Raw genomic sequence first — 20,497 nt, 5'->3', positions numbered from 1 at the left:
GTGCTGACGGTAGCGCGTCAGCGCGCGAGGGTCTGGTGGGTGAGCAGCTCGGAGTCGGCGATCCGGCGGGCCGCGCGCTGCAGGAGCACGCGGGTGGTGCCGGCGTCGGCCTGCACCTCGCAGCGGAGGGGGCCGCCGAGGGTGCCGATGCGCAGGGCGGTGGTCGACGGGTCGACCCCCGTCGCGGTGAGGACGGAGCCGTCGACGCCGGCCGCGAGGGCCACGGCGACGGCGCTGGTGAGGCCGATGGTCGGGTGCGGGGCGTTCATCGAGAGCATCCGCACCGAGACGTCGTAGTCGGCGGCGGCGACGTGCTCGCCGAGCGAGGTGACGTAGTCGACGGCCGGGCCGACGACTCCGACCTTGGGCACCGCGTCGCCGGCCGCCTCGACCGACGGAGCCAGCCCCATCGCGACCGCGGCGTGCGCGCGGATCCGGCGCAGCAGCGGCACGTGGGCGAGCAGGTCGATCTCGCCGGCCGCCGGTCCGAGGCCGAGGGCGCTCGCCGCGACGAGCACGACGGGGGCGCCGGCGTCGGCGAGGGTGACCTCGAGCTCCCGTCCGTCGACCGCGAGCGTGGTGAGCGGGCCGCCGCCGGGCCAGAGCGAGCCGGTGGAGGAGCCGGCCGGGTCGACGAACGCCAGGTCGACCGCCGTGCCGGTCCCGCGGACGCCGGGGACCGAGACCTCCTCGGAGGAGCCGCCGGCCACGCGGGCGTCGACGACCGCCGAGGTGTTGAGGTTGCGCATCCGCACGCCGGTGAAGCCGTTCTCGTCGCGGGGGAGGCCGAACTGCTCGACCGCCCAGAGGGCGACGGCGGTGGCGCAGTTGCCGCAGTTGCTGCCCCACTCGACGACGTGGGCGCCGATCGCGACCTGGGCGAACAGGTACTCGATGTCGATGCCGGGCTCGGTGCTGCGGCCGACGACGACCGCCTTCGAGGTGACGGAGGTGCCGCCGCCCACGCCGTCGAGCTGGCGGGGGTCGTCGGCGCCGAAGAGCTCGATGAGGAGCTCGGCGAGGGCGTCCCGATCGGCGGGGACGGCGTCGCGATCGAAGAGCCAGCACTTGCTGGTGCCTCCTCGCATGAGGGTGGCGGGAATGCGCACGGTGCCTCCTGAGCGTCGGTGATGGGCTCACGCTACGAATCAAGAGGCTTCGGCAAAATCTCGAAATGCTACGGACGCCTTAAGCAGAGCTACACTCGCCCATGGCCACCTTCGATCTCGTCACTCTCGATCTGCTCCTCGACGTCGTCGAGACGAGCACCCTGACGGGCGGCGCCGCCCGCTCCCGGATGACCACCTCGGCCGCCTCGCAGCGCATCGCCAAGCTCGAGCAGCTCATCGGGCAGCCGGTCCTGGACCGTCTTCCGCGGGGCGTCCAGCTCACCGAGGCGGGGCGGGTCCTGGTCGAGCGGGCGCGGGCGGTCCGCCGGGAGCTCCGGGCCGCCGAGGGGGAGCTCGAGGCGATCCGCGGATTCGAGCGGGGCACCGTGCGCCTCGGGTCGTTCCCCACCGTGAGCGCCTCGCTCCTCTCGGACGCGCTGAAGGACGCCCACGCGGCCTGGCCGGGGATCGAGATCCGCGTGCAGTCCGCTCTCCGCCCGCAGCTGATCGACATGCTCAGCTCGGGTGAGATCGAGCTGGCGCTGCTGTGGAGCTACGCCTGGACGGAGGAGACCGAGAAGAACCTCGTGCTGCGCCGCCTCGTGCAGGACGAGACGATGCTGCTGGTCGCCGCGGACAGCCCCATCCAGGACGGCGTCCCCCTCCGCTCGCTCGCGCGCGAGCAGTGGATCACGCGCAACGGAGGCCACCCCGCCGCCGACGTGCTGTACCGCAGCTGCGCGCGCGCCCGCATCACCCCGGACGTCGTCTACGAGGCGTACGACTACCAGGAGGTGCAGGCGATGGTCGCTGCGGGCGTGGGCATCGCGATGGCGCCGCGGCTCGCGCTGGCGACGCACCGGGACGACGTCCGGGCCGTCTCGTTCCGGCAGGCCGACGCCGTCCCGGCGCGGACGATCTACCTCGCGACGCTGGCCCGGCGCGTCGAGACCCCGGCGATCCGGGCGCTCTCGGAGGCGGTCACCCGCGCCGCCCGGGCCTTCGCCGCCGCGGCCTGACGGCGGCTCTCAGCCGCGCGGGCCGCGGGCCAGCAGGGCGTGCAGCAGCGGCAGTGCCGACGCGATCATCAGCACCGTCCCGAAGCCGCTGTCGTCCGGGCGCACGACGGCGCCCGCGATCAGCAGGCCCGCGAACAGCACGGCCGAGATCACGCGGCGGACGGTGCCCTCGAGCCGGTTCAGCCGGCGCTCGATGGTGGGGACGGTGACCGCGAGCTCGCCGTCGTCGAGGGTCGTGACGAGCTCGTCGAGCCGGCGCGGCAGGCGCCAGATCAGGCCGAGCGTGTCGACGGCCTGCTTGCCGACGTCCTGCACGACGGAGCCGCGCTCCTCGCGGATCAGCTGCTGCGCGTAGGGCTCGACCGAGTCCCACAGGTTGAAGGCCGGGTCGAGCGCGCTGCAGACGCCCGAGGTCAGCGACATCGCGCGGATGACGAGCAGGAAGTTCTCGGGGAGCTGGAACGGCAGCGCGCGCACGACGTCGCCGAACTGCACGGCGAAGTCGCGGAACTCGCGCGGATCCACCTCCCGCAGCTCGGCGAAGCCCATGCCGCCGAAGCGGGCGAAGAGCTGCGTGAGCGCCCGCTCCAGCTCGCGGGAGTCGGCCGAGGGGAGGAGGACGCCGACCGCGCGGGCCGCGTCGACGAGGCCCTTGCCGTCGCGGGAGGCGGCGGCGATCAGCATCCGGCGCAGGCCCGCACGGGTGCTCGGCGGCACCTCGCCCATCATCCCGAAGTCGATGAAGGTGAGGCGGCAGGGCAGCTCGCCCCCGGGGGTCGGCGTGACGAAGACGTTGCCGGGGTGCGGATCCGCGTGGAAGTAGCCGTTGGTGAAGAGCTGGTCGAACATCACGGCCGCGAAGACCGGAGCGACCTCCCGCGGATCGATCCCGGCGGCCAGCAGCGCGGCGTGGTCCGTGATCTTGATCGCGGTGACGTCCTCGAGCGTGAGGACCTTGCGGGTCGAGCGCTCCCAGACCACGTCCGGGACGGCCACCCGGGCGTCGCCCGCGAAGTCGGCGGCGAAGCGGACGGAGTTGGCCGCCTCCTGCAGGTAGTCGATCTCCTCGAGGCTGGTGACCGCGAACTCCTCGACGAGCGCCGGGGCGTCGACGCGGTCCGAGACCAGGCGCACGTGGCTGAGCCAGCCGCCGACGCGGCGCAGAGCCGCGAGGTCGACCTCGACGATCTGGTCGATCCCCGGCCGCTGCACCTTCATGATGGCGGCGGAGTAGCCGGTGTCCTCGGCGTCGACGGGGGAGAGCCGGGCGCGGTGGGCCTGCCCGAGAGAGGCGGCGGCGACGGGCGACTCGTCGACTCCGGCGTACGCGCGCTCGAGCGGCAGCCCGAGCTCGGACTCGGCCAGCGCCCGGATCCGCGGGAACGGGACGGGCGGGACCTCGTCCTGCAGCCCCTCCAGCTCGCGGGTGATCTCGGGCGGCAGCACGTCCAGGCGCGACGACATGAACTGGCCGACCTTGATCATCAGGCCGCCGAGGTCGACCGCGAGCACGTGGAAGCTGCGGGCGAAGCGGCGCATCCGGCCGGGTCGGGTGCGGAGCGCGACGCGCGTGAGCCCCACCCGCGGCAGGAGCAGGTCGAAGAACCAGGTGACCGCGAGATGCCACGCGGCGAAGCGGAGGATCCGGCGGTAGCGCCGCCGGTCCTCCCGCTCTCGGTGGCCCGGGGCGGCAGGACCCGGGCTGACCGAGGCCACCCGGGTCAGTCCTGCGCGAGGATCGCGTACAGGCGGCGGCGCACGTCCTCGAGTTCGGCGACGGCCTTGCGGATCTGCTCGGGGGTGCCCGAGCGTCCGACCTGGGCCGCGGCCTGGGCGAGCTCGAGGCCCGCCTTGGGCAGGGCGCCGAAGTCGACGTGGTCGGAGTCGTTCCACGGGGTCGAGGTGCCGTGCTCGGCGACCGTCGCGCGGCCGGCGTCGGTCAGCGTGTAGGTCTTGCGGCCGTTCTGCTCGTCGGCCGTGATGAGGCCCTCGTCCGCGAGGAGCTGGAGGGTCGGGTAGACCGAGCCGGGGCTCGGCTTCCAGTCGCCTCCGCTGCGCTCCTCGATCTCGCGGATGATCTGGTAGCCGTGCATGGGCTGCTCGGCGAGGAGCGCGAGCACCGCGGTGCGCACGTCCCCGCGGCCGACCCGGGAGCCGACGCGCTTCTCCATGCGGGAGCGGGCCTGCTCCATCGCGCGCCAGATGCTCTCGATGGGCGTGCCGGTGCCGAACGCGCCGGTCGATGACGATCCGTTCATGATGACCTCCTGTTTCTCCGAACGATACTCAGCGATATGGGTGGCGACTGTGAACGACTGCCGCGTCGGCTCAGAGCTTCGCGAGCTTCGCCCGGGCGACGAGGAACAGCCCGTACATGACCAGTCCCGCGCTGACGAGGGTCAGGGCGATCGTGCCGTACGGAGGGACGTCGAGGAAGCGGATGGCCCCGTCGAGCCCGGTCGCCTGGCGGGCGTCGCCGGTCAGCGCCGCGACCACGAAGATCCCGCCGGCCAGGCCGAGCGCGAGCCCCTTCGTGATGTAGCCGGTCGCGCCGAGGATCAGCACGGCCGTCCCCGTCGGGCCCTCGGGGATGCGGACGAGCTTGCGGAAGCCGCGCCGGATCCCGATCGCGACGAAGCCGATCCCGCTGCCCAGCACGATCCCGCCGACGATCACGAGGATCACGACGCCGACCGTGCTCGTCAGCAGCTCGGTGTTGATGCGGCGGATCGTGGCCGAGGAGCTCGTCGAGCCGCCGAGCGCGAAGACGAGCGTGGTGCCCGCGAGCGTGAGCGAGGCGAAGCCCTTGCCCGACTCGACGATCCGGCGGCCCAGGCGGGCGGGGAGCCCCGGCGCGGAGGAGCGCCCGCCGAGGGAGAGCTGCCAGAGGCCGAGCGCGACCAGCCCGATCAGCGCGGCCCAGACCACCACGAGCCCGACGGGGGAGTCGGCCATGCGCCCGATCGCTCCGGACGCGTCCGCCTCCCGCGAGGTCTCGTCGCTGACCGCGACGCGCAGGGCCAGGCCGCCGATCAGGAGGTGGATCAGTCCGTTCACGGCGAAGCCCGTGCGGGCGAGGCGCCGGAAGCGCCGGGTCCGGACTCCGGCGCGCGGCGACGGCACGCTCGCAGTGGACATCGCGCAACCCTCTCATCCCCGGCGGCCCCGGCGCCTCCTGACCCGCCGACGCGCGCGTGGCAACCCTCTCCCCGGCCGGGTGCCCGAGTCGTCGGATGGAGGTGCGGTGCAGATCGCACCGCAGCAGGACGAGAGAAGGAAACCCATGCGTGCACGCGACATCATGACCCCCGGGGCGGAGTGCGTCGGCGAGGACGACACCCTCGACGCGGCGGCCCGCACCATGCGCGACCTCGACGTCGGAGCACTGCCGATCTGCGGCTCCGACAAGCGGCTGAAGGGCGTGGTCACCGATCGCGACATCGTCGTGAAGGTGATCGCCGAGGGGCGGGATCCCTCCTCGGTCACCGCGGGTTCGCTGGCCGGCGGCGAGGTCGTCACGATCGGAGCAGACGACGACGCGTCCGAGGCGCTCGACACCATGCGCCGCCACCGAGTGCGCCGACTGCCGGTGATCGACGGGCACGACCTGGTCGGCATGATCGCGCAGGCCGACCTCGCGAAGGCGGTCGACGCCGCGGAGGTCGGAGAGGCCGTCGCGGACATCTCGAGCGGCTCCTGAGCGGCCGGGGCGGCGGAGGGGAGCGACGATGACCGGAGCGACGCTCCTCGTCCGCCGCCCGTCGAGCCCGGCCTCGCGGGTGCTGGTGCTCCACGCGACGGCGGTCGAGCTGGAGCTGCTGGTGGCCGCGCTGCTCGGACTCGCCGAGGAGACGCCGTGCCTCGACGTGCGGGTGGCGACGAGGTCGCGGGCGGCGGTCCTGCTGGCGACCGTCGATCCGGAGGCGGTGCTGCCGCTGGCCGAGGCGCGGCGGGTCCGCGTCGGGCTCCGCCGCGAGCGCGAGGAGCTGGAGCGCGGCGGGATCGGGTGCCGGCACGTCGTCGAGGCGCGGGCAGGCCGTCGGTGAGGGGTGCCGGGAGATCTGCTGATCGGCGTCTCCGCGGTGCTGAACGGGGGGTGCCCTGATCCGTGTGCGAGCGGGCGGCTGACCTCAGACTGGGGAGGCCGCTCTCCGCAGCGACTCCGCGCCTCCCTCCCGATCCGACAGGACCCGGCATGCCGCTCAGCTCCGATCGCCCCGCTGTCGCCGATCCGCGGCGCCGCTCCTTGGTGCAGGCCGCGTGGGCCGCTCCGGTCGTGATCGCCGTCGTCGGCGCTCCCGCCGCGATGGCGTCGACCTCGGCGGCTCCCACCCTCTACGTCTTCTTCACGGGCGTGGGCGATTCGGGCGACGTCTTCCTGGAGCTCCTCGCCGGCGACGGGACGCCGCTCCAGCAGCAGTTCGAGTTCCAGGGCGTTCCCCGCGGCACGGACGCCTGGGTCACGGCTTTCCGACCGAGCACCGACGCGTCGGGGATCTTCCGGGCCCGGATCCCCGCCACGCTCACCGCGGCCTACTCCGCCCTCCGCATCGTCGTGCGGGTCCCCGGGTTCGCCGAGCCGCTGATCAGCCAGGTGCAGAGGCTGCCCTTCGAGGCCTGAGCGCGGGCGTCCACGTCGGACCTGCGCCGTCCCGCCCCGTCAGCAGCAGCCGCAGGCCTCGGAGTCCTCCCTCGTCAGCGCGGAGATCGGCGTCGTGCAGGACTCGCCGCGCCAGGCCTCCAGGCCCTCGCGGACGGCGACCGCGGCGATCACGAGGCCGGCGACGGGGTCGGCCCACGTCCATCCGAGCGTGCTGTTCAGCAGCAGGCCCACCAGGACGGCGGCGGAGAGGTACGAGCAGAGGAGCGTCTGCTTCGAGTCCGCGACGGCCGAGACCGAGCCGAGCTCGCGGCCGGTCCGGCGCTCGAGCAGGGAGAACGCGGGCATCACCAGCAGGCTGACGGCGGCCAGCACGATGCCGACGGGCGAGTGCTGGGCCTCCGAGAATCCGAGCAGCGCCCGGATCGAGTCGACGGCGACGAACGCGGCCAGGCCGAGGAACGAGACGGCGATCACCCGCAGAGCGGTGCGCTCGCGCGCCTCCGGATCGCGGCCCGAGAACTGCCAGGCGACGGCCGCGGCGGAGAGCACCTCCACCACGGAGTCGAGGCCGAAGGCGACGAGTGCGGTGGACGAGGCGACCGTCCCGGCGGCGAGGGCCACGATCGCCTCCACCACGTTGTAGGCGATGGTCGCGCCGACGATCCAGCGGATGCGCCTCTGCAGCACGCGGCGGCGGGCGGGGAGGAGCGGAGCGCGCAGGGCGCTCATGCGCAGCGGCAGTCGTCGCCGGAGCAGCAGTCCGGATCGACGACCAGGGCCAGGCGGAGCAGGTGGTCGAGCGCCCCGGCGATCCGGGTCTCGGCCAGCCGGTACCAGGTGTACCGGCCGTCCTTCACGGCCTCCACCAGCCCGCATCCGCGGAGGCACGCGAGCTGATTCGACATCACCTGCCGCGAGACCCCGAGCGCGTCCGCGAGGTCGGAGGGGACGGCCGGAGCCTCTCGCAGCGCGAGCAGGATCCGGGACCGCGTCTCGTCGGCCAGGGCGGATCCGAGGCGCGCGAGAGCAGCGGAGTGGGTGAGGGTCGCGGTGGCGGGCACGGGAGCGACGGTACACGCGATGCTGTATCGAGCGCGAGGGCGGTGGTTCCTCCTCGAACGTGCGAGCCCCCCCTCCTGCTCCCCCCGTCGGGTGGGCGGACGGGCCGCACTGCCGCGGATCCCCGGGGCCGGCCTCCACGGCGCGCCCCGAGCGGCCCGCGCGCCGTGCCAGGATCCCCTTGATCACGGCGCCCGTCCGCCGCTCCGCCGCTCGGTCTCCTGGAAGGGCCACGGACCCGCCTTGCTCGATGCCACGACCCTCCGCGTCGCCTTCGGGGTCACCGCCCTCACCCTCTTCCTGCTGTTCGCGCTGGTCACCTACCGGTCGACACGCTCGTCCTTCAGCTTCTGGTGGTGCACGGCGCTCGCGCTGTTCATGGGCGGCTCGCTCGCCTACCTCCGCGACGGCACGGCCGACCAGGTGTGGGCGAATCCGCTCGGCAACGGGCTCATCGTGGCCGGCGCCGCCGCGGTCTGGGCGGCGAGCCGCTCCCTCCGCGGCAGGCCGACGCCGTGGTGGCTGGTGGTCGCTCCGACCGTGGTGGTGACGGGCGTGTCCAGCCTCGACTCGCCCGCCGTCAACGACTGGTCGGGAGGGCCGCTCTACCTCGCCTCGATGGCGCTCCTCATCGGCCTGTCGACCCGCGAGATCGCGCTGCTCGGCGCCGGACGCTCGCGCACGCGCTGGCCGCTGCTGCTGAGCTCCGGCGCCCTCTCCCTCTACTACGCGCTCCGGTTCGCCGTGTTCCTGGCTGCGGGGCTGCGCAGCGAGCTGTTCGCGACCTGGTTCGGGACCCCGACCACCACGCTGATCACGCTGGTGCTGCTGGTCGTGGTGTCGTTCAGCATGGCCTCGCTCAGCGGCGAGCAGGTCGCGCAGATGCTCACCGCCGGCGCCGCCCGCTCGCGGCAGGAGCTCGCCGACGGCGAGAGGGTGCAGCGGCGGCTCGAGCCCCGCTCGGTCCCGGACCTCCCGGGCTACGACGTCGCCGGCGCCTGCGTGCCCAGCGGGACGGTGAGCGGCGACTTCTTCGACTGGCGCTGCACGCCCGACGGGCTCGCCGTCACCGTCGCTGACGTGATGGGCAAGGGGGTCGGCGCCGCGATGATCGCGGCCACGGTCCGCGCCGCCCTGCGCGTCACTCCTCCCGCTCTCGGCCCCGCGGCGACGATGGCGCTCATCGACCGGGTCGTCGAGCCGGACCTGTCGGCGAACGACGCGTTCGTCACGCTCCTCCACCTGCGGCTCAGCGCCTCGACCGGCGACATCGCGCTCGTCGACGCCGGGCACGGACTCGGGATCGTCTGCCGCGCCGACGGGTCGCGCGAGCGCATCCCCTCCGCCCACCTGCCGCTCGGCCTCCTCGGCACGCAGGAGTGGGAGCCGACCGGCCTCCGGCTCCACCCCGGCGACCTGCTGCTGATCTGCAGCGACGGCGTGCTGGACCTCTTCGACGGCTCCCTCGCCGCCCTCGACCGGGTGGCCGACGCGGCCGTCGCCGCCCCCGCGACCGCCGCCGACGCGGTCGCCGGCGTCACCCGCCTGGCGGCCGAGGGGCTGCTGGCGGACGACGTGACCGTGGTCGCGATCCGGCGGACCTCAAGGAGCTGACCCGGCCTCAGCCCCGCCCCGCCTGCAGCCGGAGCCCGGCCAGCAGCAGGTCGAGGCCGGAGCGGAACACGTCGAGGTCGTCGTGCGTCGCCATGACGTCGGCCGCGTGGTGGCCGAAGGGGAACTCCTCCGGATCGAGGGCGCGCCAGCGGTCGGCCAGGTGCTCGAGGAACTCGCCCCTCTCCATCCCGCTCTCGAGGAACTCGCGGGGCGGCGGCTGCGCCAGGTCGGCCGCGACTCCGACGACGTAGCTGACGATGGACGACACGGCGTGGAACCGCTGCCGGGGCGTCAGGTCGAGAGCCATGAGCTGCTGCCCGAGGCGCTCGTACATCGCCATCGAGTTGGGCTGAACCCCGGTCGCGCGGAGCATGTAGAGGCCGAACCAGGGTCGGCGGACGCACTCGTCGAAGAGGGCCAGCGCGACGCCGCGGACGTTGTCGATCGGGTCCGGCCCGTGGGTGAGCGGCTCGCTGTCTGCGAGGACCCGACCCATGACCTCGTCGGTCGCCCGCTCCAGCAGCTCGTCGCGGCTGCCGACGTACCAGTAGATGCTCGCCACGCCGCCGCCGAGTCGGGCCGCGAGCGCGCGGAACGTGAGGGCCGACTCCCCGGACTCGTCGAGGATCGCGATCGCCTCGGCCAGCACGGTGTCGAGCGAGTGCGACGCTCGGCGGCGGCCCCGGGCGGGGGAGGGCGCGGCAGCGGTCTCCGTCGGGCGATCTGCAGGCATGGCTTGCATCTTACCGAACGGCGTTCCATACTATCGAACGCCGTACGAGAGTCGAACGGCGTTCGATAGAAAGGCGCCTCGATGTCCGCTCCGACGACCACCTCCGCCGAGTCCCGCGCTCACACCTCCCTCCGCTCCGCGGCACTCCCGCTCGCCGCTCTCTGCCTCGCGTTCTTCGTCGAGATGGTCGACAACACGCTGCTCTCGATCGCCCTCCCGACGATCGGACGCTCACTCGACGGGTCGACCGCCGGACTGCAGTGGGTGACCGGTGCCTACTCCCTGACCTTCGGCGGGCTGCTGCTGACAGCCGGGTCCGCCGCCGACCGGTTCGGCCGCCGCCGCGTGCTCCTCACCGGCCTCGCCGCGTTCGGGCTGATCAGCCTCGCCGTCGTCCTCGTCACCGACATCGGCCAGCTGATCGCCCTCCGCGCGGCGCTCGGCTGCGCCGCGGCCGCCATGGCGCCCGTCACGATGTCGCTGGTGTTCCGGCTCTTCGACGACGAGAGGCTCCGCATGCGGTCGATCACGATCGTGATGATCGTCGGGATGTCCGGCATGGTCCTCGGCCCCCTCCTCGGCGGCTCGATCCTCAGCACCGTCAGCTGGCAGTGGCTGCTCGTCGTCAACGCCCCGATCGCGCTGCTGGTCTGGATCGGCGTGCGCCTCGGAGTCCCCGCGGACCAGCGCGCCGACCTCACCTCCGGTCGGCTCGACCTGCCGGGGACCGCCCTCACCGTCGCCGCGGTGGGGCTCGGCTGCTACACGCTCACCAGCGGAGTCGAGAACGGCTGGCTGTCGCTCCTCACGATCGCCTGCGCCGCGGGCACCGTCGCCGCCGTCGCGGGATTCGTCGTCCGCGAGCGCCGCGCCGTCTCGCCCATGATCGACCTCGCGATCTTCCGCGCCGGCCCCGCGCGGGGAGCGGCGCTCACGCAGCTCGGCGCCTCGGTCGCCTTCGCGAGCGTCCTGTTCGGCCTGATCCTGCACTTCCAGTACGCCTACGGCTGGAGTCCGGTGCGCGCCGGCCTCGCGAACCTGCCCGTCATCGTCACGATGCTCGCCGCCACTCCGATCACCGAGCGCCTCGCCGCGAAGCTGGGGCACCGCGCGGCCTGCCTGATCGGCACCGGGCTCCTGGTCGGCGCGCTGCTCGGGATGTCCTGGGCGGTGGACCGGGGCTACCTCGCGATCGCCGTGATGATGGTCGTGATGACGGTGGGCCTGCGGACGATCATGACCATCTGCGCCGTCGCCCTCGTCGAGGCGATGCCCGCGAACCGCACGTCGATCGGTGCGGCGCTCAACGACACGGCCCAGGAGATCGGCACCAGCATCGGCACGGCCGTCGTCGGCACGCTGATCGCCGCACTGGTGGCGACCACCCTCCCGGCGGGCGCGTGGAGCGCAGACCTCGTCCGGAGCTTCTTCGCGGGTGAGCGGGTCGCTTTCCTGGTCGTGGCGGTCCTCGTCGGCGTGATCGCGACGATCGGCTCGCTGTCCCTCAGCGACTCCCGCTCCACCGAGGAGCCGGCGGCGGCCTAGTCCATCGGGTCGCGCCGGGCGTCCTCGAGGTCGGCGATGTCCGTGTACTCGAGGAAGTCCAGCGGCGGGATGTCCGTCATCTCCTCGCTCCAGGAGGGGCGGGCCGGCTGCATGCGGCGCGTCTCGAGCTCGATGTGGGCGATGACCTCCGCGTCGTCCGGCTCCTCCACCTCGCTGCTGTCGATCGGCAGCGACCAGAGCTGGCTCGCCGGCCCGATCAGCAGGTGGGCGTATGCGCGGCCGCCGCCCTCGGTCAGGACAGGCACCGAGACGACGTCCGACTTGTTGACGTCCGCGAGGGCCCGGGCGTACCGGAGGACCGCCTTGCAGGTCAGGTCGCCGACGAGGAGGTGGCCGCTGGAGTAGTGCAGTTTCCGCATGCGTCCAGCCTCCGCGCGCCGCCCGCGGGCCCTCAAGAGGGTTGCCGCGGGGAGGCGGCTCCTCTAATGGGCCGGGAGATCCCGCCCGATCGGGGTCATCGCTCCGGGTGTCCGGCGCTCTCGCGGAGCTCGCGGCCGTCGGCGACGTCCTCGGCGTGCTTCTCGGCTTTCTTGTCGCTCTGCCGGGTGTCGCGGGGCGGGAGCTGGATGTGCTCCTCGGCTTCGATGCCGGCCTGCAGCTGGCGGCCGCGCTCGAGCTCGGCGTCGAACTCGGCCCCGAACAGCAGGGCGAGGTTCGTGATCCAGAGCCAGAGGAGGAAGACGATCACACCGCCCAGGGCGCCGTAGGTCTTGTTGTAGTTGCTGAAGTTGGCGACGTAGAACGCGAAGCCGGCCGACGCCAGCGCCCAGACGACGAGGGCGAGGATCGAGCCCATGCTGGTCCAGCGGAACTTCGGCTGCCGCACGTTCGGCGACCAGTGGTAGAGGACCGCGACGATCACGACCATGATCGCGATCAGGACCGGCCACTTGGCGATGCTCCACACGGTCAGGGCGACCTCGCCGAGGCCGACGGCGTCGCCGATGGTCTGCGCGACGGGTCCGCTGAGCACGAGGATCAGTCCGGCGATCACGAGCAGGAGGACCGTCACGAGCGTGACGGCGAGCATCGTGGGGCGCAGCTTCCAGATCGGGCGGCCCTCGTCGATCTCGTAGACGCGGTTCATGCCGCGGCCGAAGGCGCCGACGTAGCCGGAGGCGGACCAGAGGGCGCCGAGGACACCGGTGACGAACGCCAGACCGGCGGCGGGGCTGGAGGTGAGCTCCTGGATCGGGCCGCGGACCGTGTCGAGGACGTCGGCGGAGACGAATCCGCCGAGCAGGTCGAGGACCGTCGAGGTCGTCGTCTCGGCCTGGCCGAAGAGGCCGAGGATGGAGACGATCGCGAGCAGCCCGGGGAACAGCGCGAGGACGGCGTAGTAGGTCAGCCCCGCCGCGATGTCCGTGCACTGGTCGGCGCCGAACTCGCGGAGCGTCTTCTTGAGGACATAGCCCCACGAGCGCTTGGTGACCTCGGTCGGTCCGTCGGGCTTGCGGGAGTCGTCGGGGTCGGGCGCGGTGCGGTCGCGCTCGGTGCTGGTCTGGGCCACGGTCGTCCTCCATCTCGAGCGTCTGCGGATCGTCGGGGACGGAAGGACCGCCTGCGATCGCTCCGAGCCCCGACGACGCCGTGCTCGCCACCGACCGTAGGAGCGCCGGACGCTCAGGGCAGGACGGTTGACAGCCGCCCGTCGAGTCCGGTGGGGGAGGTTTCCCGCGGTGGAGCCCGCGCTCAGAGCTGCGCGAGCAGCCTCTCGCACGCCTGCTCGCAGCGGCGGCAGGCCTCGGCGCAGATCCGGCAGTGCTCGTGCATCCCGGCGTGCTGCTCGCAGTCGTCGGCGCAGGCGCGGCAGGCCAGGAGGCAGGCCTCGACGAGGGCGCGGACGGCCGCGGATCCGACGACGCCGCGGCGTGAGAGCACGGCGCCGGTCGCGGCGCACACGTCGGCGCAGGCGAGGTCGGTGCGGATGCAGTGGACCAGCTCGGCGACCGACTCCTCGCCGAGGCACGCGTCGGCGCAGGCGGTGCAGGTGAGTGCGCAGGCGCCGCACGCGTCGATGCACTCGGCCAGGACCTCCGGATCGACGCCGCGCAGCTCCTCGGGGTGGCTCCGGATCATGTCGCTCGTGCTGCTCATGGCGCGTCCTCTCGTCGTGACCCCGGCGGGTCGATCGGTCCGGGCGACGCTACGGGCCCGCCCGTCGCCGGGCGAGGGCCTGGCCAGGCACCGCGGCCGGTGGTAGCCGGGCGGTCAGCCCCTCACGACGAAGGCGTCGTGGATCAGGTTGCCCCCGGTCGCCGCCGCATTCCGCGTGCTGCCGCGGGTGATCGTGACGGTGTGGGTGCCGGCGGGCAGGGTCCCGCTGGTCCAGACGGTCTGGGCGGAGCGGGTGGTGGCGCTGTAGCGGTCGACCGAGGCCACGAGGACGCCGTCGAGGCGGACCTCGTCGATCCCGGACGTGCTGGACCGGCGGCTCACCCACGAGACTCCGGTGCCGGTGAAGCGGAGGGTCGCCGAGGCGCCCCCTGTCGACGAGAAGGAGACGCCGCCGCCGCTGTCCGCGGAGGAGGAGGTCGTGGACCAGGTGCCCGTGACGGCGACGGCCGGCGAGCCGTTCTGGTGGGTGCCGGCTCCGACGGCGGTGAGCGGCGTCGCGGTGGCGGTCGGCGTGGAGGTCGAGGTCGGCGCGGCGGTCGCGGTCGGCGTGGGCGCGGCCGTCGGCACAGGGGTGGTGGCGCTCTTCGCGAGCACGATGGACGCCGTCGCTCCCTTCAGCCCGCTCGGCCGGAACGTGATCGTCGTCGCGGTGCTCGTCCTGCTCGTCACGCTCAGGGCGGCGCTCGAGGACACCGTGCCCGCGGTCGGCCGCGCGAGCGTCACGGTGAGCGCGCTCGTCGAGACCTGCGTCGGGTCGACGGTCGAGACGGTCACCGTGTCCGCGTCCTCCCGGATCGAGACCAGTCCGGCGCCGGTGATGCTCGCGACCCGGGTGCCTCCGACGAGCACGGGGCTCGTGGTCCCGGCCTTCCACGACACGGCGCTCACGGTGCCGGTCGAGCGGTCGCGGGCGGCGCTCAGCTGGGGTGTGTTGCTGAGCACGGTCACGTCCGGGTCCGCCGCGTACGCGGCGGTCGCCGCCTCGGAGGCGCCGGGGAGGACCGTGTACGCGTACGAGGCGCCGGTCGGGTTCGTGCCGTGGCTCGTCGTGAGGGAGTAGTAGTGGCCGGTCACCGGCGCCGTCGGACCGGCGGTGCTCACGGCGCTCCAGGCTCCGGTGCGGGTCCGTCCCTGCGCGGTCAGGGCGACCGGCGACGGGAAGACGTAGCCCACCGACTCCGCGGAGCCGGTGATCGAGGCCCAGCGGGCGGTGCTCGTGGCGGTCGCCTCCGCACCGCGGAGGACGCCGTCGACGCGGAGCCTCGCATCGGGAGCGACGTCGCGGCGGTCGTCGATCACCGTCTCCGCGCGCCGGCGCGCCCCGTCCCAGCCGGTCCCGGACATGTCGGTCGCCGTGATCCCGGAGCCGAGCGCGAGGATCTCGTCGTCGAAGGTGAACCAGGCCTTCTTCGCGACCAGGCTCACCGACGCCGCGTCGAAGTCGAGCGCCGCGATCCCCGTCCGCCGCGACGGGCTCTCGAGGCTCCCGGTGAAGGTCGTCGTCGGGCGGGACGACGCGCCCTCGCCCGCGCTCCGGACGATCGTGTCCTCGGTGGTGCCGGGCATCCGGTACGGGTTCGCCGTGGCCCAGTAGCCGTCGTCGTACTGGCGCCCGCTGCCCAGGTGGAGCGAGGTCGCGCCGTCGCCGGTGTACCAGCCGCTGCGGTTCTCGCCGTTGAGCGACTCGTAGCGCGCGATCCGCGTGCTCGACAGGCCGACGGCGAAGCCCGAGGTCGCCGTGGTCCGCGTGAAGCGGTCCATGCCGGCGAAGGCCCGGACGCCCGAGCCGATCGGGGTCGCGGTCAGGCCCGTGTCGGCGAGGACGAGCCGCGCGCGCACGACGTCGCTGACGGATCCGGCCGTCTCGATGCTCACGGGGCTGCCGGCGTTGCAGGCCAGCCAGCTCTTCGCCAGCGCGTTCGTCCGGGTCCGGGCCGCGGGCGGGGCGCTGTCGGCGAGGCGCAGCACCGCCGCCTGCAGCTGGACTCCGACGTCGCCGTCCTCCGACTCCGCCCGCGCGGTCTCGCGGCCGCGGACCGTCGACATCACGGCGCCGCACCAGGTGACGGGGGCGAAGGAGGAGGCGAGCCGGTCGTACACGCCGAGCCCCTCCGGGCTCGTGATCTCCCAGCGGGAGCCGTCGAGCAGCGCGTACAGGTCGTCGAGGGTGTCGAGCATCGAGAGCCCGTACCCGCCGCTGTAGGCGAAGACGCTGTGCTGCACGAAGGAGCCGTCGGCGTGGAAGCCGTCGCCGGACGCCACCGTCCGAAGCGCCGGGTCGATGCCGGCGGCCGCCTCCGCGATCTTCGCCGGCTGCTTCAGCAGCACCGCCCGCCCGGCGATGACCGCCGCCGTCCAGACGCGGTTGGCGCCGGTCCGGGTGACGGTGTCGGCGAAGCGCGTCGAGGCCGACAGGTAGGCCTGCACCTGCGCCGCCGAGAGGTCGGGGTAGAGGAGGGCGGTGATGCTGTTCAGCTCGAGCGGGATGCCGATCTGCTGCTCCCACCAGCGGGAGGTGCCGGTGGTCGAGCGGTTGTAGCGGTTCGCCGAGAGCCAGTCCGCGGTCGTGACGACGTCGCGGAGGAGCGCCGGGTCGCCGCTGAGGGCGGTGCCGGGGGTCTTCAGCGCGGTCGCGAGGACGGTGACCCGCTTGTAGGCGGCCCACACCTCGACCGCCGAGGTGCCCGTGACCAGGTCGGGCCAGGGCTCGCCGCCGTCGGTCTCGAGCGTCGACCAGTAGCCCTCGGCCTCGGCGACGAGGCGGCCCTTCGCCGCGGCGAGGCCGCCGACGCTCGCGCTGCCCGGGATCGTGCCCGTCAGGTCGGCGACGAGGCCGAGGCGCATCGCGTCGTACTCGTCGCCCGCCGGGTCGACGGCGGACGCGGTCGGCGCGGCGGCGAGCGGGAGGATCAGGGCGGTCACCAGCAGGAGCGCCGCAGCGAGCGGGCTCCCGCGCCGGGGCGCGTCGGATCGAGAGGGTCGGTTCGTCTCCGCGCGCGATCGGCGGAGGGGACGCGGCTGGGTGGGCACGGGCGCTCCTGAGGCGACGCCCACGAGCCTGCGGGCTTCGGGCGCTCGCGGGTCGCCGGGGGAGCGTCGGGTGAAGAGTAGGGGTCCGCTCCGTCCGGCGGCAAGAGGCGGAGGCGAGGACGGCCGGGATCGGCCACCGCCGACGCTCCCGACCGCGCGATCTGCGACAGCCGTACCCCGTGAGGGGTACAGAGGCGCCGAAGGTCCCCCACCCGTCAAGCGGGGCGATACGGTCGGAGGTGCGTGTGCGCTCCGGGGAGTCCCGGCGCGGCGCGCAGGGGGAAGGGGGCACGGATGATCGAGGCCGAGCAGGATCCGCGGCTGGTGGCGCTCGAGGCGCTCGAGATGATGGGGTCGGCTCCGGAGGAGCGCTTCGACCGGATCACACGGATGGCCGAGGAGCTGTTCCGCGTGCCCGTGGCCGAGATCCACTTCCTCGACGACACCACGCTGTTCACGAAGTCCCCGCAGCGTCCGGACGCCGTGCTCGCCTACCCGCGCGCCGGCACCTTCTGCGACGCGACGCTCGAGAAGCGCACCACCTTCGTCGTGCCGGACCTCGGCGCCGACGAGGCGTGGGCCGGGCACGAGCACGTCGCGGGGTACCCGCACGTCCGCTTCTACGCCGGGCGGCCGCTGTCGGTCGAGGGCGACCTGCAGCTGGGCACCCTCTGCCTCATCGACTTCGTGCCCCGGAGCCTCACCCCGGACGAGCGGCAGCTGCTCGAGGAGTTCGGCGAGTGGGTCGAGCGCGAGCTGCGCGACACGGCGGAGCGCGACCGCGCCGCCGACATGCAGACGCAGATGGCTCCCTCCTCCCTCCACCACCCTGCCGGCTACGAGCTCTCGGGGCTCTCGCTGCCGCGGTGGACGATCACCGGCGACTTCTACAGCTGGCGCGGCGACGACGAGACGGTCGACCTGACCCTCGTGGACGTGATGGGCAAGGGGACAGCAGCGGCGATCGTGGCCGCCTCGATCCGCTCCGCGTTCCGGGCGCGCCTGGGCGGCGACCCCGACGCGGTCGTCAGCGCGGTGAGCGCCCAGCTGCACGACGACTTCACGGCCACGGAGACCTTCGCGACCCTCTTCCACGGGCGCCTCGACACCGCGTCCGGCCGGATCGACTTCGTCGACGCGGGCCACGGGCTCACCGTCCTCCTCCGCGCCGACGGCTCGTTCCAGCGGCTCGCGGCACTGGGCCTCCCGCTGGGCATCGCGGAGGACGGCGGCTGGATCACCCAGACCGTGGAGCTCGCGGTCGGCGACTCGCTCCTGGCCTTCACCGACGGCGTCCTCGACCTCTACGACGGGACGCTGCAGTCCCTGGCGCGCGCGGTCGATCTCGCCCGCGACTCCGCCGACTCCGCCGCGTTCCTGCAGGCGCTGAGGGCGCTCGCCGCCTCCGGCTCCGCGTCCGACGACATCACCGCCCTCGTGCTGACCCGCACGGGCGCCGACCGCTCCGCCGAGAAGGACCCCGCATGACGTTCACGACCGAGACGACCGCCCCCGACATCGCCGTGCTGCGGGGGGAGGGGCGGCTCAACGCGGCCTCGGCTCCGGAGCTGCGCTCGGCCGTCCGCCGGGCGATCGACGAGGGCAGCCCCCGCATCGTCGTCGAGCTCAGCGCGGTGACGTTCATGGACTCCTCCGGCCTCGGCGCCCTGGTCGGCGCTCTCAAGACCGCGCGGCAGGCGGGCGGCGACCTGCGGATCGCGGCGCCCAGCGAGCAGGTCGTGATGGTGCTGCAGCTGTCCAACCTCGACCGGGTGCTCACCCTCTTCGACACGGCCGGCGACGCGTACCGTGACTGAGCGCAGCGTCGGGTTCCGCACGCCCCCGGACGACACCGAGGTCGTCCACGAGATGCTCGCCGAGCTCTGGGGCGAGCGCCCGGACCTGCCGGCCCGCGACCGCATGGCCGTCGAGACGGCGCTGGTCGAGCTGGTCGACAACGTCATCCAGCACGCGACGTCGACGACGACGATCGTCTGCCGCCTCGTCGTGCGCGTCGAGGGAGACGCGATCCACGCGGAGCTGGTCGACACGGCCGATCCTCCGGACATCGGCACGGGGCCGCGGGAGATGCCGGACGTCTTCGCCGAGTCGGGCCGCGGGCTCGCCCTCATCCAGGCTCTGACGACCACGTTCGAGCACGAGCGCTCCGAGGGGCGCAACGTCTGGACCCTGACCCGGGCGCTGGACTCCTAGCGACTGGCGCGGATCAGCGGATCGTGTGCGCGGTGATGACCGCGGCGGCACGCGCCAGGTCGTCCGCCATGCCGTTCAGCCCGGGGGAGGCCTTCAGCACCTCCGCGCTGACCTCGTCGTAGCGCTCGTCCACCTGCGCGAGCAGATGCTCCCCGGAGGCGGTGAGGCGCAGCAGGACGCTGCGGCGGTCCTGCGGGTTGGCGAGCCGGTCGACGTGGCCGGCGGTCGCCAGCCGGTCGAGGAGCGCGGTCACGGCGCCCGTCGAGAGGGAGAGCTCGAGACCCAGCCACTTCGGCGTGAGGTCGGGCGACTCGCCGAGCACCTCGAGCGCGGTGAGCTCCGAGATGCCCACGCCCACGCCCGCGGCGATGCTCGCGCGGAGGTGCCGCTGCGCGTTCTCGAGCAGGCGGAGCGACTGCCGCAGCTGCACGGCGGGCGCGTCCTGGTCGACGTCGCGCGGGGTCGGTCTCTCGGTGGTCATTCGTCCTTCTCGGGGTAGGGCTGGGGTCATCGTACGGGTCGCCCTCGGGGGTCCCGGCCTGTCACCCGGACAGGGGGTGAAAGAACGATTGCAATGTATCTTTGCCATCAAGTAACTTAGCGGTCAATCGAGTTCGGCGGAACACCAGCCGGACCCTCCCCCTTCAGCATCAGCCCGCCCCACCCGATCAGGAGTCCTGCCATGTCGACCCACACCGCCAAGTCCAAGCGCGTCCGCTTCGCTCCCCTCGCCATCGCGACGAGCATCGCCGCCGCCGCTCTCCTCTCCGTCTCGATGTCCGGCACCCTGTCCGGCTTCGTCGCGAGCATCTCCAACACCGGCAACACCGCCGCCTCCGGCTCGCTCGTCATGGAGGAGAAGTCGACCGGCGCCAGCCCCATCACCTGCCTCAGCACCGACGGCGGCTCGATCAGCACCAACACCGCGACCTGCGCGACCATCAACAAGTTCGGCGGATCGACCACGATGGTCCCCGGCCAGACCGTCACCACCGCGATCACGCTGAAGAACACCGGCACCGTCAACGCCAACACCTTCACGCTGACCCCCGGCGCCACCTGCTCGCAGAGCAACAACGTCGCGGCCGGCGCCTCCGGCTCCGCCACCGACTTCTGCGGCAAGCTCAACGTCGTGATCACCTCCGGCGGGACCACCGTCTTCACCGGCACCGCCGCGACCCTCGCCGGCTCGGCCGTCAAGACCCTCAACACCGCCCCGGTCACCCCCGGCACCTCCACCCCCTTCTCCATCGCCGTGACCCTCGACTCGTCGGCCACCAACGCCTACCAGGGCCTGTCCGCCTCGCTCCCGCTCACCTGGACCTTCGCGAGCTGATCCCCTCTCCACCCGGCCCGGAGCGCCCCCGCGCGACGGGCCGGGGGAGGAGCGTCCCGCAGCGCTCCTCCTGCACCGCCCCGAGAACCCCCCTCT

At 73.4% G+C, this 20,497-nt stretch carries 22 protein-coding genes; 10 read left to right on the top strand and 12 right to left on the bottom strand.

Going from position 1 to position 20,497, the window contains the following annotated elements; translation table 11 throughout:
- Window positions 1-17 precede the first annotated feature (17 nt).
- Window positions 18-1,109: a PrpF domain-containing protein gene (locus tag C5C39_RS15575; RefSeq protein ID WP_104353806.1), complete on the bottom strand. Its 1,092-nt coding sequence runs from the start codon at window positions 1,107-1,109 to the stop codon at window positions 18-20.
- Window positions 1,110-1,210: 101 nt separating this feature from the next.
- On the opposite strand from C5C39_RS15575, the gene C5C39_RS15570 reads away from it, so the two are divergent.
- Entirely contained in the window at window positions 1,211-2,128 is a 918-nt protein-coding gene (locus tag C5C39_RS15570; RefSeq protein ID WP_104353805.1) for a LysR substrate-binding domain-containing protein, read from the top strand.
- Window positions 2,129-2,137: 9 nt separating this feature from the next.
- Here C5C39_RS15570 and C5C39_RS15565 read toward each other — a convergent pair whose 3' ends face one another.
- The 3 genes from C5C39_RS15565 to C5C39_RS15555 all read right to left on the bottom strand — a co-directional run bounded on the left by C5C39_RS15565 (window position 2,138) and on the right by C5C39_RS15555 (window position 5,266).
- Window positions 2,138-3,844 (bottom strand): AarF/ABC1/UbiB kinase family protein, encoded by a 1,707-nt coding sequence (locus tag C5C39_RS15565; RefSeq protein WP_104353804.1) that lies wholly within the window; start codon window positions 3,842-3,844, stop codon window positions 2,138-2,140.
- A 5-nt stretch (window positions 3,845-3,849) separates the two neighbouring features.
- Complete coding sequence (locus tag C5C39_RS15560; RefSeq protein ID WP_104224292.1) at window positions 3,850-4,386, bottom strand: PadR family transcriptional regulator; 537 nt, start codon at window positions 4,384-4,386, stop codon at window positions 3,850-3,852.
- Window positions 4,387-4,456: 70 nt separating this feature from the next.
- Entirely contained in the window at window positions 4,457-5,266 is an 810-nt protein-coding gene (locus tag C5C39_RS15555) for a DUF1206 domain-containing protein (RefSeq protein ID WP_104317449.1), read from the bottom strand.
- 145 nt (window positions 5,267-5,411) lie between these two features.
- Here C5C39_RS15555 and C5C39_RS15550 point away from each other — a divergent pair, with 145 nt between their 5' ends.
- The 3 genes from C5C39_RS15550 to C5C39_RS15540 all read left to right on the top strand — a co-directional run bounded on the left by C5C39_RS15550 (window position 5,412) and on the right by C5C39_RS15540 (window position 6,749).
- Entirely contained in the window at window positions 5,412-5,828 is a 417-nt protein-coding gene (locus C5C39_RS15550; RefSeq protein WP_219813349.1) for a CBS domain-containing protein, read from the top strand.
- 28 nt (window positions 5,829-5,856) lie between these two features.
- A complete protein-coding gene (locus C5C39_RS15545) occupies window positions 5,857-6,174 on the top strand; it encodes a hypothetical protein (RefSeq protein WP_104353803.1) in 318 nt (105 codons plus the stop codon).
- Between the two features lie 149 nt (window positions 6,175-6,323).
- The gene (locus C5C39_RS15540; RefSeq protein WP_104227139.1) at window positions 6,324-6,749 is read left to right on the top strand and encodes a hypothetical protein; all 426 of its coding nucleotides are present in this window, start codon (window positions 6,324-6,326) and stop codon (window positions 6,747-6,749) included.
- A 39-nt stretch (window positions 6,750-6,788) separates the two neighbouring features.
- On the opposite strand, the gene C5C39_RS15535 is transcribed toward C5C39_RS15540, so the two are convergent.
- Together C5C39_RS15535 and C5C39_RS15530 are read right to left on the bottom strand one after the other, a co-directional pair.
- Entirely contained in the window at window positions 6,789-7,460 is a 672-nt protein-coding gene (locus C5C39_RS15535; RefSeq protein WP_104353802.1) for a cation diffusion facilitator family transporter, read from the bottom strand.
- Entirely contained in the window at window positions 7,457-7,792 is a 336-nt protein-coding gene (locus tag C5C39_RS15530; RefSeq protein WP_104234042.1) for a helix-turn-helix transcriptional regulator, read from the bottom strand. The genes C5C39_RS15535 and C5C39_RS15530 overlap by 4 nt, the downstream gene beginning before the upstream one ends.
- Before the next feature lie 241 nt (window positions 7,793-8,033).
- Between C5C39_RS15530 and C5C39_RS15525 the strand changes: the two genes are divergently transcribed.
- The gene (locus C5C39_RS15525) at window positions 8,034-9,404 is read left to right on the top strand and encodes a PP2C family protein-serine/threonine phosphatase (protein ID WP_104353801.1); all 1,371 of its coding nucleotides are present in this window, start codon (window positions 8,034-8,036) and stop codon (window positions 9,402-9,404) included.
- 7 nt (window positions 9,405-9,411) lie between these two features.
- On the opposite strand, the gene C5C39_RS15520 is transcribed toward C5C39_RS15525, so the two are convergent.
- Entirely contained in the window at window positions 9,412-10,137 is a 726-nt protein-coding gene (locus tag C5C39_RS15520) for a TetR/AcrR family transcriptional regulator (protein WP_219813348.1), read from the bottom strand.
- A gap of 81 nt (window positions 10,138-10,218) precedes the next feature.
- On the opposite strand from C5C39_RS15520, the gene C5C39_RS15515 reads away from it, so the two are divergent.
- Window positions 10,219-11,682, top strand: a complete 1,464-nt coding sequence (locus C5C39_RS15515; RefSeq protein WP_104269623.1) for an MFS transporter — start codon at window positions 10,219-10,221, stop codon at window positions 11,680-11,682.
- Here C5C39_RS15515 and C5C39_RS15510 read toward each other — a convergent pair.
- The 4 genes from C5C39_RS15510 to C5C39_RS15495 form a co-directional block, all read right to left on the bottom strand.
- Window positions 11,679-12,062 (bottom strand): hypothetical protein, encoded by a 384-nt coding sequence (locus C5C39_RS15510; protein WP_104227132.1) that lies wholly within the window; start codon window positions 12,060-12,062, stop codon window positions 11,679-11,681. The genes C5C39_RS15515 and C5C39_RS15510 overlap by 4 nt on opposite strands.
- A 95-nt stretch (window positions 12,063-12,157) precedes the next feature.
- Window positions 12,158-13,213, bottom strand: coding sequence for a YihY/virulence factor BrkB family protein (locus C5C39_RS15505; protein WP_104353799.1), 1,056 nt, complete (start codon window positions 13,211-13,213; stop codon window positions 12,158-12,160).
- Window positions 13,214-13,395: 182 nt separating this feature from the next.
- Complete coding sequence (locus C5C39_RS15500) at window positions 13,396-13,800, bottom strand: four-helix bundle copper-binding protein (RefSeq protein WP_104255963.1); 405 nt, start codon at window positions 13,798-13,800, stop codon at window positions 13,396-13,398.
- 114 nt (window positions 13,801-13,914) lie between these two features.
- Entirely contained in the window at window positions 13,915-16,743 is a 2,829-nt protein-coding gene (locus tag C5C39_RS15495; RefSeq protein WP_146083962.1) for a polysaccharide lyase 8 family protein, read from the bottom strand.
- A gap of 402 nt (window positions 16,744-17,145) precedes the next feature.
- On the opposite strand from C5C39_RS15495, the gene C5C39_RS15490 reads away from it, so the two are divergent.
- Genes C5C39_RS15490 through C5C39_RS15480 form a run of 3 tightly spaced genes read left to right on the top strand, consistent with a single transcriptional unit; the run spans window position 17,146 to window position 19,065 of the window.
- A complete protein-coding gene (locus C5C39_RS15490; RefSeq protein WP_104353797.1) occupies window positions 17,146-18,339 on the top strand; it encodes a PP2C family protein-serine/threonine phosphatase in 1,194 nt (397 codons plus the stop codon).
- Entirely contained in the window at window positions 18,336-18,668 is a 333-nt protein-coding gene (locus tag C5C39_RS15485) for an STAS domain-containing protein (RefSeq protein ID WP_104227127.1), read from the top strand. The genes C5C39_RS15490 and C5C39_RS15485 overlap by 4 nt, the downstream gene beginning before the upstream one ends.
- Window positions 18,661-19,065: an ATP-binding protein gene (locus tag C5C39_RS15480; protein WP_104351403.1), complete on the top strand. Its 405-nt coding sequence runs from the start codon at window positions 18,661-18,663 to the stop codon at window positions 19,063-19,065. Before C5C39_RS15485 ends, C5C39_RS15480 begins: the two co-directional genes overlap by 8 nt.
- 13 nt (window positions 19,066-19,078) lie before the next feature.
- Here C5C39_RS15480 and C5C39_RS15475 read toward each other — a convergent pair whose 3' ends face one another.
- Window positions 19,079-19,546 carry a MarR family transcriptional regulator gene (locus C5C39_RS15475; RefSeq protein WP_104353796.1) on the bottom strand — a complete coding sequence of 156 codons (468 nt, stop codon included), beginning with the start codon at window positions 19,544-19,546 and terminating at the stop codon, window positions 19,079-19,081.
- Between the two features lie 201 nt (window positions 19,547-19,747).
- Between C5C39_RS15475 and C5C39_RS15470 the strand changes: the two genes are divergently transcribed.
- Complete coding sequence (locus tag C5C39_RS15470; protein WP_104224276.1) at window positions 19,748-20,401, top strand: hypothetical protein; 654 nt, start codon at window positions 19,748-19,750, stop codon at window positions 20,399-20,401.
- Window positions 20,402-20,497 lie beyond the last annotated feature (96 nt).

Origin of the sequence: Rathayibacter sp. AY1F3 (assembly GCF_002931975.1) — a bacterium.
In the GTDB taxonomy this organism is placed as follows: Bacteria; Actinomycetota; Actinomycetes; order Actinomycetales; family Microbacteriaceae; genus Rathayibacter.
Note: the sequence above shows the minus strand (reverse complement) of the source record. Positions and strands in the feature narration are given on the sequence as shown.

Coding starts and splice junctions, on each gene's coding strand:
- C5C39_RS15520 (WP_219813348.1), bottom strand. CDS start 10,137: ATGCCTGCAGATCGCCCGACGGAGACCGCTGCCGCGCCCTCCCCCGCC.
- C5C39_RS15500 (WP_104255963.1), bottom strand. CDS start 13,800: ATGAGCAGCACGAGCGACATGATCCGGAGCCACCCCGAGGAGCTGCGC.
- C5C39_RS15515 (WP_104269623.1), top strand. CDS start 10,219: ATGTCCGCTCCGACGACCACCTCCGCCGAGTCCCGCGCTCACACCTCC.
- C5C39_RS15555 (WP_104317449.1), bottom strand. CDS start 5,266: ATGTCCACTGCGAGCGTGCCGTCGCCGCGCGCCGGAGTCCGGACCCGG.
- C5C39_RS15535 (WP_104353802.1), bottom strand. CDS start 7,460: ATGAGCGCCCTGCGCGCTCCGCTCCTCCCCGCCCGCCGCCGCGTGCTG.
- C5C39_RS15510 (WP_104227132.1), bottom strand. CDS start 12,062: ATGCGGAAACTGCACTACTCCAGCGGCCACCTCCTCGTCGGCGACCTG.
- C5C39_RS15545 (WP_104353803.1), top strand. CDS start 5,857: ATGACCGGAGCGACGCTCCTCGTCCGCCGCCCGTCGAGCCCGGCCTCG.
- C5C39_RS15550 (WP_219813349.1), top strand. CDS start 5,412: ATGCGTGCACGCGACATCATGACCCCCGGGGCGGAGTGCGTCGGCGAG.
- C5C39_RS15560 (WP_104224292.1), bottom strand. CDS start 4,386: ATGAACGGATCGTCATCGACCGGCGCGTTCGGCACCGGCACGCCCATC.
- C5C39_RS15475 (WP_104353796.1), bottom strand. CDS start 19,546: ATGACCACCGAGAGACCGACCCCGCGCGACGTCGACCAGGACGCGCCC.
- C5C39_RS15485 (WP_104227127.1), top strand. CDS start 18,336: ATGACGTTCACGACCGAGACGACCGCCCCCGACATCGCCGTGCTGCGG.
- C5C39_RS15540 (WP_104227139.1), top strand. CDS start 6,324: ATGCCGCTCAGCTCCGATCGCCCCGCTGTCGCCGATCCGCGGCGCCGC.
- C5C39_RS15490 (WP_104353797.1), top strand. CDS start 17,146: ATGATCGAGGCCGAGCAGGATCCGCGGCTGGTGGCGCTCGAGGCGCTC.
- C5C39_RS15570 (WP_104353805.1), top strand. CDS start 1,211: ATGGCCACCTTCGATCTCGTCACTCTCGATCTGCTCCTCGACGTCGTC.
- C5C39_RS15470 (WP_104224276.1), top strand. CDS start 19,748: ATGTCGACCCACACCGCCAAGTCCAAGCGCGTCCGCTTCGCTCCCCTC.